Annotated in this window: 19 protein-coding genes; 7 read left to right on the plus strand and 12 right to left on the minus strand. The window is 47.6% G+C overall.

The annotated features are described in order from the left end of the window. Window positions 1-284: 284 nt before the first annotated feature. Window positions 285-878: a histidine phosphatase family protein gene (locus WG31_RS11785; protein ID WP_193562057.1), complete on the minus strand. Its 594-nt coding sequence runs from the start codon at window positions 876-878 to the stop codon at window positions 285-287. Window positions 879-994: 116 nt separating this feature from the next. Here WG31_RS11785 and WG31_RS11790 point away from each other — a divergent pair, with 116 nt between their 5' ends. From WG31_RS11790 to bfr, 3 genes are all read left to right on the plus strand, one after another. Continuing rightward, window positions 995-2,959, plus strand: coding sequence for an esterase/lipase family protein (locus tag WG31_RS11790; protein ID WP_063354645.1), 1,965 nt, complete (start codon window positions 995-997; stop codon window positions 2,957-2,959). Then, window positions 2,956-3,981: an Lnb N-terminal periplasmic domain-containing protein gene (locus WG31_RS11795; protein WP_063354646.1), complete on the plus strand. Its 1,026-nt coding sequence runs from the start codon at window positions 2,956-2,958 to the stop codon at window positions 3,979-3,981. The genes WG31_RS11790 and WG31_RS11795 overlap by 4 nt, the downstream gene beginning before the upstream one ends. Window positions 3,982-4,164: 183 nt before the next feature. Then, entirely contained in the window at window positions 4,165-4,653 is a 489-nt protein-coding gene (gene bfr / locus WG31_RS11800) for a bacterioferritin (protein WP_414145116.1), read from the plus strand. 52 nt (window positions 4,654-4,705) lie between these two features. Here the strand turns inward: bfr and WG31_RS11805 are convergent, their stop codons facing one another. The 5 genes from WG31_RS11805 to WG31_RS11825 form a co-directional block, all read right to left on the minus strand. Further along, window positions 4,706-5,065, minus strand: coding sequence for an ArsC family reductase (locus WG31_RS11805; protein WP_063354647.1), 360 nt, complete (start codon window positions 5,063-5,065; stop codon window positions 4,706-4,708). Between the two features lie 29 nt (window positions 5,066-5,094). Next, window positions 5,095-5,541 (minus strand): HIT family protein, encoded by a 447-nt coding sequence (locus WG31_RS11810; protein WP_063354648.1) that lies wholly within the window; start codon window positions 5,539-5,541, stop codon window positions 5,095-5,097. A gap of 70 nt (window positions 5,542-5,611) precedes the next feature. After that, the gene (locus tag WG31_RS11815) at window positions 5,612-6,175 is read right to left on the minus strand and encodes a DNA-3-methyladenine glycosylase I (protein ID WP_063354649.1); all 564 of its coding nucleotides are present in this window, start codon (window positions 6,173-6,175) and stop codon (window positions 5,612-5,614) included. A 14-nt stretch (window positions 6,176-6,189) separates the two neighbouring features. After that, window positions 6,190-6,621: an ArsR/SmtB family transcription factor gene (locus WG31_RS11820; protein WP_006115779.1), complete on the minus strand. Its 432-nt coding sequence runs from the start codon at window positions 6,619-6,621 to the stop codon at window positions 6,190-6,192. Window positions 6,622-6,625: 4 nt separating this feature from the next. Beyond that, on the minus strand, window positions 6,626-7,306 hold the full coding sequence (locus WG31_RS11825) for a peroxiredoxin (RefSeq protein ID WP_063354650.1): 681 nt from the start codon (window positions 7,304-7,306) through the stop codon (window positions 6,626-6,628). Between the two features lie 88 nt (window positions 7,307-7,394). On the opposite strand from WG31_RS11825, the gene WG31_RS11830 reads away from it, so the two are divergent. Then, window positions 7,395-8,321 (plus strand): MBL fold metallo-hydrolase, encoded by a 927-nt coding sequence (locus WG31_RS11830; protein WP_063354651.1) that lies wholly within the window; start codon window positions 7,395-7,397, stop codon window positions 8,319-8,321. Window positions 8,322-8,349: 28 nt separating this feature from the next. Further along, window positions 8,350-9,135 (plus strand): sulfite exporter TauE/SafE family protein, encoded by a 786-nt coding sequence (locus tag WG31_RS11835; RefSeq protein WP_063354652.1) that lies wholly within the window; start codon window positions 8,350-8,352, stop codon window positions 9,133-9,135. Here WG31_RS11835 and WG31_RS11840 read toward each other — a convergent pair. After that, on the minus strand, window positions 9,130-10,821 hold the full coding sequence (locus tag WG31_RS11840) for a SulP family inorganic anion transporter (protein ID WP_063354653.1): 1,692 nt from the start codon (window positions 10,819-10,821) through the stop codon (window positions 9,130-9,132). The genes WG31_RS11835 and WG31_RS11840 overlap by 6 nt on opposite strands. 80 nt (window positions 10,822-10,901) lie before the next feature. On the opposite strand from WG31_RS11840, the gene arsC reads away from it, so the two are divergent. After that, window positions 10,902-11,249, plus strand: coding sequence for an arsenate reductase (glutaredoxin) (gene arsC, locus WG31_RS11845; RefSeq protein ID WP_006115773.1), 348 nt, complete (start codon window positions 10,902-10,904; stop codon window positions 11,247-11,249). Between the two features lie 101 nt (window positions 11,250-11,350). Here the strand turns inward: arsC and WG31_RS11850 are convergent, their stop codons facing one another. The 4 genes from WG31_RS11850 to WG31_RS11865 are packed head-to-tail and all read right to left on the minus strand — an operon-like array spanning window position 11,351 to window position 16,352. Then, window positions 11,351-12,085, minus strand: coding sequence for a pirin family protein (locus tag WG31_RS11850; RefSeq protein ID WP_063354654.1), 735 nt, complete (start codon window positions 12,083-12,085; stop codon window positions 11,351-11,353). A gap of 9 nt (window positions 12,086-12,094) precedes the next feature. Further along, a complete protein-coding gene (locus tag WG31_RS11855; protein WP_063354655.1) occupies window positions 12,095-13,618 on the minus strand; it encodes an efflux transporter outer membrane subunit in 1,524 nt (507 codons plus the stop codon). Window positions 13,619-13,622: 4 nt separating this feature from the next. After that, a complete protein-coding gene (locus tag WG31_RS11860) occupies window positions 13,623-14,699 on the minus strand; it encodes an HlyD family secretion protein (RefSeq protein WP_063354656.1) in 1,077 nt (358 codons plus the stop codon). A 15-nt stretch (window positions 14,700-14,714) separates the two neighbouring features. Then, window positions 14,715-16,352, minus strand: a complete 1,638-nt coding sequence (locus WG31_RS11865) for an MFS transporter (protein ID WP_063354657.1) — start codon at window positions 16,350-16,352, stop codon at window positions 14,715-14,717. 120 nt (window positions 16,353-16,472) lie between these two features. On the opposite strand from WG31_RS11865, the gene WG31_RS11870 reads away from it, so the two are divergent. Next, entirely contained in the window at window positions 16,473-17,396 is a 924-nt protein-coding gene (locus tag WG31_RS11870; RefSeq protein WP_063354658.1) for a LysR family transcriptional regulator, read from the plus strand. A gap of 89 nt (window positions 17,397-17,485) precedes the next feature. Here WG31_RS11870 and WG31_RS11875 read toward each other — a convergent pair whose 3' ends face one another. Then, the gene (locus WG31_RS11875; RefSeq protein WP_238332773.1) at window positions 17,486-18,853 is read right to left on the minus strand and encodes a carbohydrate porin; all 1,368 of its coding nucleotides are present in this window, start codon (window positions 18,851-18,853) and stop codon (window positions 17,486-17,488) included. Between the last annotated feature and the right edge of the window lie 92 nt (window positions 18,854-18,945).

Here is an 18,945-nt window from a genome sequence, read left to right on the forward strand (position 1 = left end):
ACTTTTAGCTAAAACCCTCAATCAGACAAATGTCCAATATATGAAACTGGTGGTTGTCATATAAAAAACATATCTCATAACCAAGAAAATATCCTATTTTGCCTTCCATAAAAGCAAGACAACCTATTGATATTAAGTATTTATTTTTGATATACGTGGGTTTTTATGTCGATTACGCAAGTATATATTTATATAATAGATCACAAAATGTCACCACATCGTGAATGATTATTCTTACTAAACAAAATTTTTACGCTTCTTTCCAACACTTTAACTTTAATGCCTTAAAAAGGCGCGGAAAGTGTGAGAATGCGCCAATTCCCAGATCTTCCCGAAAAAACACTCCAACTTTCTGGATAAACATCTAATTTATTTAGAATATGAAAAGAATTTTTTATGCCATCAGCAATAATACATGCGCTTAATGCACGTATGATGATAGGAGAAGCTATTATCAAGAATGTTTCTTGGTTTTTGGCGTTATCAAAAAGGCTATCCAGCCATGCTTTTAACCTAGCATGAAATGCATATATGCTTTCTCCACCAACTGGAGAGTGCGTAGGATTCATAAATTGCTCCTGCTCTTCTACCGATAAACTTTTCAAATTCCGCCCTGCCAAAGCTCCATAATTTCTATTCCTTAGCTTCTGCTCCAAAACAATATTTTGTTCTAAAAGAAGACAATCTGAAACTACAAAAATATCAGATGCACAAAAAATGCGCGAAATATTATGTTTTTCTAAAAAATCTTCTTGGATTATTTTAGAAAATGGAAATTTTATTATTTTGTTTTGCTCTGGTATATAACCTTTACGTACATCATCAGGTATTAAACTTCCTACCAAGACAACGCGTACTACTGGTAGATTGGGCATCATTTCTTCCAAGATTTTAGATAAGTATCATTCTTTCATTACTGTTTGCCACATTGTCGTGAACATCGTAAGTTCCGCCGCATATTTTAACGCTTGAGTGTGTTCTTCCGGAAAGCATGATGTCTGTTTTTTCTATAAGATTTATCAATAAATTGAATCACAAGACCTGCTACATTGCTGCTTTTCTGGCCCTTACAGGATGCACTCCTCCTGTTTCTGTTCAGCAGCTTAGCCTAACAGAGGCTTATCAAGATCGCACCCATACCGCTCTTAACGGAACAATCCTTAGTAACACCACCCGTATTGTGCTGGAACGCCAAAATTTGCTGGGCATATGGCAGGCACACCCAATTGCCGCCATTGAAATCCTGCGCAAAAGCACGCAAGACCAATTCTACACTCCAGATTTGAATGACCAACTTTTTGCGTTGGCAGAACTCAGCTACTTACGGGGAAAAAAACATAAATCCCGTACAGATTTCATGGCGGCTGCCATGTATGCATATGCCTATCTCAATCCTGCCGATAAAACGACTGAACATCCAGACCCATATGATCCACATTTTCGGCAAGCATGTGATATTTATATGCTCAGCCTGACAGAGGCTTTAGGTTCTCCTGCAAATATCAACTCTCAACACTGGGTGCTACCATTTGGCGATCTGGATCTTTTATCTGTGCCATCAGAACGTATATGGCATGGCTATGAGCTTACTGATTTCCGCCCCACTGCGCGCCTTACAGTAAAAGGCGTTAAAAACATTTATAGCCACATGGGGCTGGGCGAACCCCTTGCAGCCATTCCACATGTAAGTGGTCGTGCACCATCCTCCTTTACAGTTACGGATAAACTACGCATTCCTGTCAGCCTGTTTATGGAAATACCCGACCCACGCAGACAAGTTCTCTCCGATCATATTACCGGCCATCTAACCCTTACAGCTTTAGATGATCGTGGGCATATTCTCACAGCCAACAATACACCTATACCTCTACAGTACGATCAAACAGCCTCACGCGCACTTAGCCTCAGCAATGCTGTAGATTGGTCTAGCGAATACAAAGGTTTTCTGGACGGTCGTTTTTTTGATAATGGCCGCAAACCTCAGCTTATTGCCATAGAACCACACCGCTACGGGTGTATTCCCGTTGTGCTTGTTCACGGCACAGCATCCAGCCCTGGGCGATGGGCAGATATGGTGAACGATCTTCTGGAAGATCCTCAAATTCGCGCCCATTTTGAGTTTTGGTTTTTTTCTTACGCTACGGGAAATCCCATCCCATACTCGGCTTTTCAACTCCGCGAAGCCTTGGAATCCGCCATTCAAAACAATGGTGGTACGCAAGCAGATCCTGCACTTGGGCATATGGTACTTATTGGCCATAGCCAAGGCGGGCTTTTGGCAAAAATGCAGGTGATAGACCCTAAAGATAAACTCTGGAATGGGCTAACACACCACCCTTTCAACAGTTTACACCTTACCCCAAAAGCTCATAGATTTTTGCAAGAAACTCTGTTTCCAAAACCGTTGCCTGAGGTGCAACAAGTTGTGTTTATCTCTACACCACAACATGGAAGTTATCTGGCGGCACTTTCTTTAGCGCACCTTGTTGGCCGTATGGTGACATTTCCTGTCAGCCTCACTGAAGTGATGCAGCAAGTTGTCATTGGAGAATCTGGTTCAATACGTGTCAACATGAGCCCATGGCGTATGGGCAGTGTGTATGGCATGACACCCCATAGTGCCTTTATCCGCTCTCTAGCATCCATACCGGTTGTGCCAGAAGTACGTACGCACTCCATTATTCCCGTTCTAGGGGATGGCCCATTAGCAACTGCAGATGATGGCGTGGTAAAATACCGCAGTGCGCACATACCTTATGCTGATTCTGAACTGGTTGTGCGGCATTCTGACCATTCCACACAATCCAACCCTATCACTATTGCAGAGGTGCGCCGTATTTTGCTGGAGCATCTCGCTCACCTTACACCGGGAGTTCCAGAAACAGGGGATATGAGCAAACAAAATATCACACGTATTGGCGGTGAATATCAGCCAACAACACCCCCGGTGCATCCATGAGCAAGTTCCAACATAATTCTTCCACATATGGGTGGGTTTTCTGGGTAAAAGCTGCTGGTGCTTTCTTATTCAGCCTTTATTCTGCGGCTGCATTTTATTATTCCACCTTAACACCAGATATGCTGCGTTTAGGCCTGAGTATCATTTTTCCGTTGCTTATTTTGGGGATGTTCTTTTTTGCCCCAGCCCGGCTTAGCCGCACCACTATTCCAGTTTTATGTGCTGTTTTTATAATATGGTATTTAACGGATCCACCGCGCAATCATCGTGATTGGGCTGGAGAGTATGCCTTGCCAGCAGATGCCGTTTTGACTGGTCGGACTGTGCATATTCAAAACATACGGAATTTTAAATACAAAACAGAAACAGATTATACACCACACTATTATGATGCCACATATAATCTGGATGACCTTTCATCTGTAGATATGATTACATCCTATTGGGCTGGGGAAAGTATTGCACATGTTTTTCTTACCTTTGGATTCAAAGACGGACATCACCTAGCCATATCTATCGAAACGCGCAGGCAAAAGCGCTTTCCGTATTCGGCAATTGCTGGCTTTTTCCATCATTATGAAATGTTTTATGTTACCGCAGATGAACAGGATTTAATTGGTGTTCGGACAGATATCCGCAAAGAACGCGTCTATCTTTATCGGCTCTTTATTGCACCGCAAACGCGTGAACGCCTGTTTAAAAGCTACCTTTCAGAAATTCATTTTCTGCATACTCACCCGCGCTGGTACAATACACTCGCAGATAACTGCACAACAGAAATTCTCTCCCGCGCTGGCGCTCAACTGCATTATCGGTTGGATTGGCGCGTCTTGCTAAGCGGTTACACGGCCTCTTTGGCATATGATCTGGGGCTACTGAACACACAGTATGATTTTCCCACCCTCAAACGCCTTAGCCGTATTCAGCGGCCGGACGGAGCGATGCCAGATGCACACTATTCGCAAGAAATCCGAGCTCATTTACCTTTAGATAAGTCCCCTACACTTTCACAAATCAAATAACAGAAATGTTATAAATGCTGTTACATGCTTAAGATGCTGTTTCGACAACAAAAAACATAAATAAGACTTGCGAATAAGAATTACTTATTAAAACTCGTTGATATTTAACGATTTTCTGTTTGCATTATGCCAAAAACATCCGTAAAAAGACTTCACAAACTTCCACCAAAATCTGGAAATCGTATCATGGTAAAAGATCCTAAAGTTATCGAACATCTGAACATCCAGCTTACAAATGAGCTGACAGCTATCAACCAGTACTTCCTGCATGCACGCACACTGCGCCACTGGGGCGTTACCCTGCTGGGCAAGAAAGAGTACGAAGAATCCATTGAAGAAATGCGTCATGCTGACTGGCTGATTGAACGCATTCTCTATCTGGGTGGGCTGCCTAACGTCCAGCGCCTGAACACCATCCTGATTGGTCAGGATGTGAAGGAAATTCTGGAATGCGACCTGAAGCTGGAAGAAAAAGCTCTGGGTGATCTGCGCGAAGGCATTGCCTATTGCGAAAGCGTGCGTGACTTTGTTTCCCGTGATCTGCTGCTGAAGATCCTTGAAAATGAAGAAGAACACGAAGACTTCCTGGATCGTCAGTTTGATCTGATCAAGCAGATTGGCATCGAACGCTACATCCAGCTGAACTCTGCAGCGGCTCCCGATCAGGAATAATTGCTGATCAAAGACTATGGGGCGTATAAGTGCCCCATAGTCACCCTGCCATTTAATTTACAGCAAATAAACCTGCATAAACTTCGGGCTTAAAGCCAACCGTAATTTCCCCTTCCCGATCTAAAACAGGCCTTTTTATAAGGGATGGGTAAGCAACCATAAGCGCTAATGCGCGTGATTCATCAATATTTTCTTTTTCAGAATCGGGCAATTTACGAAACGTGGTGCCAGCTTTATTCAGCAACTTTTCCCACCCAACATTTTGCGCCCACTGTTTGAGTGTTGCTGTATCTATTCCCTGTTTTTTATAATCATGGAAACTATACGCCACACTATGCGCCTCTAGCCACTTCATGGCTTTACGCATCGTATCGCAGGATTTAATTCCGTATATCGTTATTGTTGCACTCATAACCTCTCCCTTGAGCAAACCAACTTTTCCTATGGTTGGATATTCAAAATTTTCCGCATTTCTTCCATAAAAGCTGCATCCCGTTCCAAATCAAACGTGCGTGCAAAAACACCCGCATAACCCACACAAACAGGTTTGGTTTTTACGGCGTCAGCTTCTGTTAAGTAACGCGGCACAATATGGGTATGGAGAGAGGGTTCCTGATTACACCATGTTTCATAATTAATTCTGGCGGCACTCGTTGCCTTTAACAGGGCATCACCTACCGTTACGCAATCTGCCAGATATTGTATACGCTCCTGCCCGTGCAGATCATTCAGGCTCGGTACAATCGGGTCTGACAGAAGCTGGCAATAACCTTGTACTGGTTGTGTATCTGCAACAATAAGCCAACCTGAAGGCATGCGCCCAATAACCTGAGGGAACTTCCCTTCTCTCGCCCATTCAACACGTTGTTGAATTACATTTTTTGCCATGCTCAGCCTCAGTCATAATTTTGCTTTCTGCAACACGCCCGAGAAAAGCCATGTTACGTGGCTTATCGAATCAATCGCAGGCGTAATACCGAAAGCATTCTGGTTCATGTCCGTTTACCATGCCTGCGGCTTGCATCCATGCATAAACAATAACCGGGCCAACAAAGCAAAAGCCGCGTTTCTTCAATTCCTTGGAAAGAACCTGTGAAGCGCGCGTTTGCGCAAGCGCATGAGGCTGTTTCGTCTTTACAGAATTTTGCTGCGCCACATCCCACGCAAAACTTGCAAAATCCTCGCCTTTTGCCTGCATCTGCAAATAGACATGAGCATTTTTAACAGTCGCTTCTATTTTTAAACGTGCGCGAATAATTCCGGCATCCTGCATCAGCCTTTGCACGTCTTGCTCTGTAAACTGGGCTACTTTTTCTGGATCAAACCCAGCGAAAGCCCTCCGAAAATTTTCACGCTTCTGCAGCACCGTATTCCATGAAAGCCCGGCCTGAAAACTTTCTAGCACCAGCATTTCCCATAAGATGCGCGCATCCTTAATGGGCACACCCCATTCAGCATCATGGTAAGCGCGCAAAATCATGTTCCCACATGCCCATTTGCAACGGTGCTTATGAGAATCCATATAATTTTTCGGCTTTAGAAGCGGCGCTGAGGCTGCGTTGTCTGCACAAAGGCAAACTGTGCGCCTTCTTCCCGAAGGATTTGATCTTTCCTTTTGGTAGATTTTGTTCCGAGTTTATCAGCAATCTCGTGCGTGGCAGATAGCAGGCCTTTGTCACCTTTTAAAAGACCAATCAAAATCCTTACCCGCAAGGCTTCATCTTCACTCTGCAAGCTGTAGTAAATCGTGCGCGATTCGCGGCGTGGCACAATAAGGTTAGAACGCCTTAACGTGCCTAACTGCTGGCTGAGAGTCGGCTGGCCAATCCCGGTTCTGCTTTCCAGCTCTCCCACTGCCAGCGCTCCATGCTGCAAAAGTGCATCCAGAATCATGAGGCGCTGCGGCTGAGCAAACAGCTTGAGTTGCTCCACCAACTGTTTTGCTTCGTCTAAAGACATTTCCACCATGAGCTTACCGCCCCTGATCAGGCTTTAAACACATGAACCACGATGGCCCTGCCTGCATAACAGCATCTTGAGTTTGCGCCGTAGGCAGCACCACATTCCCTCCGGGTGCCCAACCTTCGGGGGTGAGAACATCCCCCTCATCCACCCGTTGAAGGGCAGCAAGCAAACGTAGTAATTCCGCCACAGATCGGCCAACAGTCATGGGGTAGCATGTTGTGGCCCGCACAATACCTTGCGGGTCAATCATGTACACACTGCGCACGGTTGCGCTATTCCGGGCTGTTGCATCCAGCATACCATACGCACGTGCAATGGCCATGGATGGATCTTCTACCACCGGGAAAGGAATCCGAACGTCAAACCTCTCTCGTATAGCTTCAATCCATGCAAGATGGGCGGGCAGGCTATCTACGGAAAGGCCTACCAATGCACAGTTCATAGCTGCAAATTGCGCAGCAGCCTGTGCAAACGCAATAAATTCACTTGTGCAAACTGGTGTAAAATCTGCTGGATGCGAAAACAGCAGCACCCACTGCCCACGCAAAGCACTTAACGTAAGCATGCCTTGGGTTGTCCGCGCCATAAAATCTGGAGCCATGTCTCCAATTCTGGGTGCGGCCACTCCCGGCTCCAACTGACTGGTATCTATGATGCGGTCATTCATAGCAGCAGTGTTTACGCGCATTCTTTCACTTGACGCAAGATGCTTTCATTCTTAATTAAAGTGTATATTCATGTTTACTTAAAATAATAAACTGTTGGGAGTTTCCCTTATGTCAGATCCAGCTATCGCCACAGCCACCCAGCAGATTTTAATGGCTGTGCAGCACCCCGAACAACAGCCTGTTGTAAAAACCTTTTTTGATGAAAAAACCTTCACAGCCAGCCATGTGGTGCATGACCCACAAACTCTAACGACCGCCGTTATTGATAGCGTGCTGGATTATGATCAGGCTTCCGGCCGTATTAAATACGATTCTGCCCAAAAAATTGTCGATTATGTACGCGCTGAAAAACTGCAGGTTGCATGGCAACTAGAAACACATGCGCATGCTGATCATCTTTCCGCCGCACCATGGTTGCAGGAGCAACTGGGGGGCAAGCTGGGTATTGGTGCCAACATTGTGCAGGTGCAGGAAGTTTTTGGCAAAATCTTTAATGCCGATACCAGATTTGCGCGTGATGGATCTCAGTTTGATCATCTTTTTACAGATGGCGAACAGTTCAAGCTAGGCAAGCTGAACGCCATAGCATTACACGTGCCAGGCCATACCCCCGCAGATATGGCTTTTATTATCGGTGATGCAGCCTTTATTGGCGATACACTGTTCATGCCAGATTATGGCACTGCCCGTGCAGACTTCCCCGGTGGGGATGCCCGGATGCTGTATCGCTCTATCCGCCGCCTTCTCACCTTACCAGCGGAAACGCGCCTTTTCCTCTGCCACGATTACAAGGCTCCACACCGTGATACCTATGCGTGGGAAACCACTGTAGGTGCAGAGCGCGCGCATAATGTGCATGTGCATGAAGGCGTAAGTGAGGATGAGTTTGTAAATATGCGCACATCACGAGATGCAACACTTGCCCTACCCAACCTGATTATGCCTTCCGTACAGATCAATATCCGTGGGGGGCATATGCCAGAGCCAGAAGATAACGGTACGAGTTACATCAAGATCCCCATCAACAAGCTCTAAAATTTACTGACCTTTCTGGATACCCCATATGCTCTCCTTATCTGTTCCCCATCTCCTGCTAGAACTTATGTCTGGCGTACTGGTCGGTTTTACTTTGGGATTAATTGGTGGCGGGGGGTCCATTCTGGCAGTACCGCTTATGGTGTATCTGGTAGGTGTAAAAAACCCTCATGTGGCTATTGGCACCAGTGCATTGGCTGTAGCTATCAACGCATTGGTGGGGCTGGCACAACATGCACGTAACCATACGGTCAAATGGCGCTGCGCAGGTATCTTTGCATCGTGTGGGGTAGCTGGGGCATTTATTGGGGCCGCTATTGGCAAAACAGTTGATGGCAAAAAGCTCCTTTTGTTTTTTGCCCTGTTAATGATTGGGGTGGGTATTCTTATGCTCCGCGGGCGGCACAACGTTGGTTGTCCGGGGGCAAGCTGTAATAGACATAATGCCCCCAAAGTTATGGGCTACGGCCTTGGCACGGGCCTGCTTTCCGGCTTTTTTGGCATTGGTGGCGGCTTTCTAATTGTGCCCGGCCTTATTGCATCTACCGGCATGCCTATTCTCAATGCAGTTGGCACGTCTCTGGTTGCTGTTTCCGCTTTTGGGTTTAGCACTGCTTTAAGCTACATGCTGTCCGGCTATATTGATTGGCAGTTGGCGGCTCTTTTCATTTTAGGTGGGGCCATTGGTTGCCTGTTTGGCACCCGCACAGCCCGCCGCATGGCAAAATCTTCTAGTCATCTTACAACACTTTTTGCCTGCATCATTTTTATCGTGGCAGTTTACATGATCTGGCAAAGTGTACAAAAATTATAAAGCTTGCGTGCTACCACACAGCTTACGAGCACTCGCCAACGCTGTGTGAAGCTGCATGTAAATATTATCCTTTCCAAGCACTGCGATAATATGGTGGCGCTCCATATCTTTTAGAAAAAATGGCGCAACACGACCAAACAACACGGTAATCCCACGTGCATGCAGCCTTTGCAAAACATCCCGCACCACTTGCGCGGCTGAATAGTCAATATCGGTAATTGCACTGCAATCTACCACAACACATTTTACCGGGTCCGGCGCGGATGAAATCAGCGTCATGATATCATCAGTAAACAAATTACAATTTGCATAAAATAAATCTGCACAAAACCGATAAATGATAATACCCGGCATACTTTGCTCTCCGGGTGCCACCGCTTCAGCCTCTAACATTCCAGTCGTGGCTTCTGGTGCCATTACCAACGTATGCGGCATATAGCTATGCCGAACGTGCCGAAATAAAGAAAGCGCAATAGCAATAAAGATACCCTGTTCCACCCCTACACTTACAACCGTAGTGGCTGTTACCAGTGCTAAACGAAATTCTCCGGGGCTTTCATTGCGAATGCCATTAAGCGCCTGAATATCTATCATTCGCACGGCCACACAAAACACAATGGCACCAAGCACGCAACGGGGGAGATACTGCAACGGTGCAGGAAAAAACAAAAGTACACAGGCTGTTACAGCAGCAAAAACAAGCTGTGCTTTTTGTGATCTTGCGCCTGCCTGCACAGCCATAGCTGTTTGCGTGGGGCTACCATTTACCGTAAACGTGCCTGTTAAGGCAGCCGCAGCATTGGCAGCACACAGGCCCACAATATCTGCATTTTCATCAACATGTTCATGAAACATGTTTGCAAAAGCACGTGAAGTTGCAGCACTTTGCGCAATAATAACAAAAACACAGGACGCCGAAATGGGTAGCAGAGCTAGTATATCATGCCAGCCGGGCAGAGGTACGGAAAATGCTGGCAAACCCCCACGTATGCTGCCCAGAATGGCAACGTCGTAATGTTGTAAGTCTAACTTCCAACTACAAAAAATACTGATAACCACAACACACAAGCCTACTGGCCAATGAGGCTTCTGTCTTGCTCCTGCCAACAACACAACACAGCTCAAGCTGGCAATGGCCATGCTTAACCCTTGCATCTGCCCGAAACCTTGGAACAACCCTATCGCCTGAGCCAGTGTATTGTGAGAGGATGAGACTAAGCCTGTCATGTCATACAACATGCTTAAGCCCACTTGTACACCCACGCCTGCCAAAAAACCCACCAGCACAGTGCGAGACAAAAAATCTGCCAGAAACCCTAACCGAAATAAGCGGGCAACTAAGAGAAATCCTGCATTAAGGAGAGCAACTGCGCTAACCAACTCCATATATCTGGCACTGCCGGGGGAAACCATTTCTGACAGACCACTGGAAAAGATGGCAGCCGTAGCAGAATCTGCAGCTACCACCAGATGGCGTGAGGATCCAAACAGGGCAAACGCCACCAACGGGAACAACACTGTATATAGCCCGCACACAGCAGGCATTTCAGCAATACGGGCATACCCCAGAACCTGAGGAATGTTCATGGAGGCTAAAGAAAGCCCTGCCAGCATATCCGACCATGACCCGGACTTTTTGGTTATCCGTTGGCCGAGCCAATTTTTTATGCCTAACAAGGGCGACATACTCTCTCCATCCCATTCTATTTGCGTGCCATGATACCCTCAAATATCATAATTGAGGCTTCACTCTTTAGGATGCACCTATGTCAGTTACTCTCTACCACAATCCTTCCTGCGGCACTTCACGCACAGTTCTGGGCCTTATTCGAGATGCGGGAATTGAACCGGAAATTATCCTTTATCTGAAAGCTCCCCCAACTCGTGCGGAATTGGAAAGCATTCTTGCCAAAGGAAAATTGAGCGCACGCGACATTTTGCGCAGCAAGGAAGCATTATGTAAGGAACTGGGGCTTGACGCACCCGATATCAGCGATGATCAGATTCTTGATGCCATTGCAGAATATCCCAAACTTCTCAATCGTCCTGTTGTAGTCACACCCAAAGGTGCAAAAGCCTGTCGCCCGGCGGATATTGTGCTGGAACTGTTATAAGTTTTTCCACAGCCATACGCCCTATCTCTTACCCAAGGGGCGTATGGTGTTACATCAATGAACTCAAATATCATAACACGGATACTTGAGTTCATTGATATTTACTTAGCCGATACATCGGCCAAAAGAATCTCTGCTTTTTCCTGCGCAATCACAACCACATCCTGCTGATCCGTTATTGCCGCAGCATCACCACAATGCAGAACATTTCCGTTTATATTTACAATGCCTGATACAACCAGCAGATAAAGATCACGCCCTAACGTGGTGCTGTAAGCAGCCCCCTCCGCCGCGGGTATCACCGCATGTAACAAACGTGCACGCGCAGTTAAAGCAACAGGGGCACCATCTGTAATCTGACCTTCTTCCTCCGGGTCATCTTCTGGAAAGCCTGATGCAAGAATTCTAAAACCACCGTCTTCCAATTGGGGAAAACTTGCACGAATTTCTTGCGCAGGCGGCACACCTTCTACATCCACCATAAACCAGAACTGAATAAACGCAGCACCCGCCAGACCAGCACTCCATTCTATCCTTTGGCACCCTGTGCCTGTGCTTAAAAGATGCAGCCCTCCGGGCTCAATATCTTCCTGCTCAAAATCATCTGCATTGCTGATCAGACTTCCTGCGGAGAGCCATGTTAGAATATCCACATTGGCTTCAGGCCCCAGATAATATCTTTGAGCCGGCGCAAGCTTACCCAGATTAAGCACACGTAAGCGTCCATCATCCGTGTATGCTGGATCTTGATAATCAGCAAATGCAAAATGACAGCGCAGTATGAGCGTATCCGAATGTGCGTTACCCAGAGTTGCCGCACGTCTGATTGTTATCATGCGCCAATCTCACACATGTTTTTTTGCTTTCGTTTTGTCTGGGTAAATACCTTCCCAGCCGCCACCAACTGCACGGTAAAGGTGCGTGACAGACCCTGCCACGCGCGCCGTGGCATCTGCCAATGCACTTTGAGAAGACAAAAGCGCATTCTGCAATGTCAGCACATTTAAAAAGTCGGATGAACCCTGCACATATTGGGCCTTGGCTGTATCCACTGCAATTTCGTTTTCATGTACGGCTTCAGCCAATTCATCACGCCGCCGCTGAGCCGCCGTAAAATCGGCCATGGCATCATCAATTTCCTGCCACGCCTTTAAAACCGTGCGCTGGAACATAGTTGCTGCTTCTTTCTGCTGCGCCTTACGCAAATGCAACTGGCCTGTTAGCCTTCCACCTTCAAACAAAGGGAGTGTTGCAGTAGGGCCAAAACCATACTGACGTGATGCCCATGAACCCAAACCACTAAACTGAAGGGCCTGCACATCCAAACTGCCAGATAGTGTGACGCGCGGAAAGAAATCTGCAATGGCTACACCAATACTGGCCGTGGCAGCATGCAAATGATCTGCCGCCATACGAATATCAGGCCGATGCTCTGCCAGTTCAGATGGCAAGCCCACCGGCACCAAGGCAGGCACCAGAGGGATTGGGCCTGGCGCCCCAAGTTCTGCATCCAACGCCCCTGGTTCACGCGCAACCAGAAAGCTCAAGGCATTTAGCATGTGCGTTGCTTGCGCCTGCAAAGGTGGTAAGCGTGCATCAAATGTATGAAGCTGGCCTGTAGCTTCTGCCACATCCAAACGTGTTGCGGCCCCTTGCTCGAACCGTAATATGGTGAGTTTTACACTATCTTTTGCAACCTGAATATTATGCTGCAAAATGCCAATCTGTGTTTGTGTTGCGCGTAAATCAATATAATCCTGCGCTGTTTCTGCCATAAGAGATACCAGAATATCTCGTCGCATTTCCTCCGTTTCGTGCATGGCTGCTGTAGCAGCTTCCACCTGCCGCCGCACGTGCCCCCAAAAATCCACTTCCCACGATGCGTTCATACCGTATTGGGGCAAGTTGAATGAGGGATTCCCCACACTTCCGGGCAATGCTGTAGGCCCAAACCCTTGAGAGCCAGATGCAATAGACCCCGCCTGTTCACGCTCCATAGTGCCCAGCAAACCCAGAACACCATTGGTGCTGGCGCGTTCACGCCCATAAGATGCATTGGCTTCTGCATGAGGAAACTGTGCAGCACTGGCAATGCGCCGCTCTGCCTGACTTTGCATCAAACGCAGGCTCGCCACTTTAATATCCAGATTGGAAGCTGCAACCTCATTTTCCAGCTTAGTCAGCACCGGATCATGAAACAGTGTCCACCACTGCGGATCTGCTGAAGCCGTCGTAATCTGGCTTTCTGCTGGCGGTTGGGTTGTGCGCCAATCTGCTGGCGCTTTAACCTGCGGCTTGTGGTAGTTTGGCCCAACAGTGCAACCAGAAAGCACCAGCACGGATAAGCCGGAAAGAAAAAGACGCTTCATGGGACTACTGCCAGATATAACGTGAGTTATTGGCGTGCGGGCCTTCTGGCTTGGAAGCCGTATTAATATTCACTTCAACAGACATACCAACACGCACCTTTGCCGCAAGCGGCTGGTCTGGATCAAACGTAAGTTTAACGGGAATACGCTGCACCACCTTGGTAAAATTACCCGTCGCATTATCTGGCTGAATAGGTGCAAAAGCGACACCGGTGGCAGGCGCCAATGAATCCACATGCGCCTTGAGGGGATGACCGGGAAATGTATCTACCCAAACAGTCGCATTCTGGCCAGTTTGCACTTTTGTAAGCTGTGTTTCCTGAAAGTTAGCCAGAACATAGGCTTCATGAACAGGCACAACAGCTAAAATACCCGTGCCGGGGTGCACATAATTCCCGATACGCACACCACGCTCACCCACTACACCATCCATTGGAGCGGGAATGGTGCAGTAAGACAGGTTCAGTTCTGCCTGTTTTTCATCCCCCTGCATGCGCAGTAAAACACCACGTGCACGCTGAAGCTGGGCTTTTAAAACTGCAACCTGCCGAATGGCAGCATCCACCCCTGCTTGGTCTCGTGCTATGGCTGCCGCTGCTTCTTTTTCCTGCGCTTCCGACGATTGCTTTTGTTCAATCGTGCCAGCACCACCGGAGGAAAGATTGCGATACCGGGTTGCGTTCTGCCGGGCAAACATCAATGCGGCCTGATCTGCCAGAACTGCTGCGCGTGCTTGCGCAATAACGGCATCCTGCCGACCAAGCTCGGCTTCCAAATTGGCAACATCACCTTGGGCAGCTAGCACATTGCCTTTTGCTACCTCCAAGGCTGTACGGTAATCATCATCCTCAATATGCGCCAATTCCTCACCTGCATGCACGAGTTGGTTATCCTGCGCAATAACCCGATCAATACGGCCTGAAACCTTGGGCGCAACCGTGGGAAAATCTGCTGTTACATAGGCATCATTGGTATATTGGTTCACACCATCACCATTGATCAGCCGCGAACCACCCCATGCTACAAGGGCAAGCACAGCAGCGGCACAGCCAGCATAAAGCAACGGTTTTTTGTAGATCATAATCTGTATTCCGGATTAGCGGGCTGGAGTGTTGGGAGAAGGCGCACGCGGCGGATACACCCGGCGCGGCAGAATAAGATTCATGCAAGCGTATCCAAGGCAGACCCATATCAGCACATAATAGATATCGTTCAGCGCCAGAACGAGCGCCTGCTCATGCACATAGGTATGGAAAACCTGAAGTGAATTACGGGCAACATGCACACTATCTGGCGATGTAACTGAAAGCTGTTGCATGATGGGGTTACCCATGCCCTGCAGGGCTAGACCATGCGTGCCATGATGATCGAGCAACATGGTGGAATGATATTGCTCTCGCCTACGGGTTAAGGCAGCAAACAGCGCATAGGCAACCGCATTGGCCAGTCCTTTAAGCATATTGACCATGCCAGAAATAAACGGACCATCGGCAGGCCCCATAGCAAGGGTTGCCAACATGAGGGTGGGAATAACCGTCATGGGTTGGCCAAAAACCTGGAGAATTTGCAGCGGGTAAAAATTATCCCGCACCCAATCCACCGTCAGCCATGTGCCCAACCATGCAGAAGCGGCCAGACACAACATGCCGCCCGCCAGAACAAAACGGCAATCAACCTTACGACTGTTACAAAAAGCGGCAATCAACGGCAGCATGATCAGCTGCGGCAACGCAACCACCAGCGATACCGGGGCTGTTTGAATAGGCCGATACCCACGCACAGCAGACAGATAGGTTGCGGGAATATCCCCCATAATCGCACAGATGGCGAGAATGCCCACCAATGAGAGCAAAGACGCCTGAATATTACGGGATCGCCAGTACTGAATGCGAAAATAAGGGCTGGGATGAAACGCCTCGTTAATTACAAAAACAATAAATGCTGCCACACCCCAGAATGTTAGATCCGTAATCACAGGGGAACGGAACCAATCCAACCTATCTCCCTGATACAACACGATCACCAAGGAACAAATTGCTGGCAGCCCTACCAGCAATCCAAGCCAGTTAAACTTTTCAAACCTCTCAAAATGCATTGGGTCTTTCGGCAAGCCATAGGCCATCATCGCAATGGCCAACGCTGCTGTTGGAATAATTTCCCAATACAGCCAATGCCAGCCCATACGTTCGAACCAGAATGCTTCCAGCGGCAAACCCAGATTAGGCCCAAAAGTAGCGCTCATGGCGTATCCGCCAATGCCAAATACCCGAATTTCTGGAGGGAGGTATTTCAGCATTACAGTCATAAGCACAGGCGGTAAACAACCTGCCGTTAATCCTTGAAATGCACGTAGAATGCAAAGTGAGGTGACATCCGGCATAAAAGGCGCTGGAATGGAAAGGAGTGCCAAAGCTGCTGTCATGAAAATGGAAAAGCGATAGATCGAGAACGTCATATAAAACCACGGCGTAAACGCCATGGCTGCAATATTAAACGCCTCATAAATCGCAATAACCCACGTGCCCTCATCGTGGCCAATGTGCATGGCCCCCCGAATATCGGAAAGACCGATCTCGGTCACATGCTCATTAAATCCTGCAACATGCACGGCCAGCAGCATACCCAAACAGCCAACAACAGTGCGTAGGCCAAAGGGGGGAATATAAGAAGGGCGTGGTGGCGCGGCATGAATAACCGGTGCACCAACCCCTTGTGCAGGAGCAACGTTGGTCATCAGCGCACTTCAAACGGCCCGCTGCGCCTTCGACAACCCCTATTTGTGATAAGTGACGAATTCGATTTTCGGAATAGAAAACTCTAGTCATTCCATAAAACAACATCTATTTCTGAAAGGATGAAAGGTTATGATCTCGACCTGCTTCGCTACCTTCAGGTGCTTATCGAAGAAGAAAGCGTCTCTCTTGCCGCACGTCGGCTAAAAATCAGCGAACCGGCTATGAGCCGTCAGCTTGCTAAATTACGCAAAGCATTTGCTGACCCCATTCTTGTGCAATCTGGCCGACGCATGACCCCATCGGCCTTTGCCGCTGGCATACTCAACCGGGTGCAGAATGTTGTTGTCGCCGCAGATAGCCTTATAGAAACGCGCGCACTTGCCAATCTGGCAAACATGGCGCCTACCTTTACCCTTCGGGCTAATGATCTGGTTATAGCTGCGCTAGCTCTTCCACTCTTGGAAGCCTTGAAAAAGGATTGCCCTCGGTGTGAAGTGATCTGGGCACCCGAACTCGATGCGGCTGCATCTGTCCCGTTGCGTGATGACAGTGTAGATTTGTACATCGGCGCAACAGAAATGATGAAGCCCGAAATACGCCGCCAGACCATTTTCCGAGACTATATGCGGGGCCTTGTACGTAAAGGGCACCCAATTCTGGCAGAACCCATCACACCGGAAAGCATGGTACGTTACGATTATATCAGTGTTTCACGCAGAGGGCGCGCGCAAGGCCCGATTGATTGGATGCTGCGCAATCAACATGGGCTGACACGTAGAATTGCAATGGTCGTGCCCAATTACCATGCAATGATAGAAAGTATGAAAAATACAGATCTCATTCTGCCTTTACCAGGCATTGTGATTGATCATATCTCTCAAGAAGCCCTTGGGCTGACATCTTTTGAATTTCCTCTCTCACTTCCATCCGTGGAAGCTTTTCAAGCGTGGCATCCACGCCGTGACATGGACCCCGTACATCGCTGGTTGAGAGAAACCCTTTTTCGTGTTTCTCGACAGGTGTTAGGAAAATTTCCCCCTTGATGTAATAAGAGGATGAGAAACTCTGGAAAGCATACCCAGCTTTCCAGAACATTCCCTATACCCATGCAAACTCTCATAGATATAGAATATTATTTTCTATATCTATGCAGTTCAGGAAGATTAAGGCCGGGGTTAATTTCAAAGTTAACCATTAAGCCAACCTGCGCAGCATATTTAACATTAGGCAGCACTCTGGAAGATGCAAGCTGATCGGGATTCCAAATATATTCAAAATAAGGCGTTGCCATAACACCCGGCGCAACATTCAAGCCATAGTTCAGTTCCATCATGGTTTCCGAACTATTCCATTGATTGCGATAACCTTCGGCTTGCAAAGAAGCATTCATGGAATGCACGACTTTACGATTCCACAAATAACTCTGGAACACGAGGCCTACATAATCCCTCGGTCGTGAACGGAAAGGCCCCCAATCAAACAGACCTGCCACAAAGCCATTTCTTACGGTGCCATCTCCCGATGTCAGAAAGTTTGCAGACCCAAAAACAATAAGCCCCCGTGTATCATTCGGGTCGGGCTTCCAGATCATCTGCTGGGCTTGCGCGTATACAGTTGTACGCCCACGGCGTGGTTGCGCCTTGCCGCCCGCTAATGCGTAAACCTGATGCTCGGTGTTATAAAGTGGATCACTATAAATAGAGGTATCATACGTAAAACCAAGGCTATAAGCACGAGGATACTTATCTGTTGTAAAGTCTGTATGATATCCGGCTTCAACAGGTATGAATTCACCCTCGGCTTTATCAAACCCCCAGTCTGGCCCAGGCCAACCATTATGGTTTTTGGCGCGCACCCAAGGCTCTACTTCCCAGATACCGCCTTTAATATACGTAGAAGCTGTGGGCTTGATCAGCACACGTGCACTCCATGATGAAACCGTAAATGATGGTGATGAGCCATCAATTGTAAATGTTGTTGGTGATGAACACAGGAAGGTTGCAAACTGACAATACAGTTCCGAACCTTCAAACTCACCACCTTTTGGGTTTGAACGGCCAGCTAGAATAAAAAGATGTTTGTTAAAAAGTTCTTGATCCCAAGTAAATTCACGAACCTGCAACCCATCATGATTGCCCCATGTGTTGATCCATGACCAATCCGAAGCATTATACTCCCAACTACGCCCCTGCCCTGCCACATCATCGATAATAAAATGCATCTGACCACCCGATATCCCGGCTATCCGTTGCATATCAAGGTTTAGCCCCAACAAAGCCCAGTTAGTATAAGCAGAACCGTTTTTATACCCACCACCGACGTTGGCATTTAGCTGTGATATATTCCAGCCGTTAAAATAAACACCGTGATCAGCAAGAAATTTCCCTCCCTGTGCTACGGGTTTAAATTGGAGGGAAAAGAAGTAAGGTTGTGGCAAAATGGAATGCGCCCCTTTACCATTAGGTGCTACAGGCCCATCTCCCCCATTAGGCGCCGGCACAAACCTGGGCACACCAGGTTGCGTAGGTGCATGAGCAGCATCATAATAATGCCTGTTACCTTTAACAAAGTAAAAGTTTCCGACTTGCTCCA

The organism is Acetobacter oryzifermentans (genome assembly GCF_001628715.1).
Classification (GTDB): Bacteria; Pseudomonadota; Alphaproteobacteria; order Acetobacterales; family Acetobacteraceae; genus Acetobacter; species Acetobacter oryzifermentans.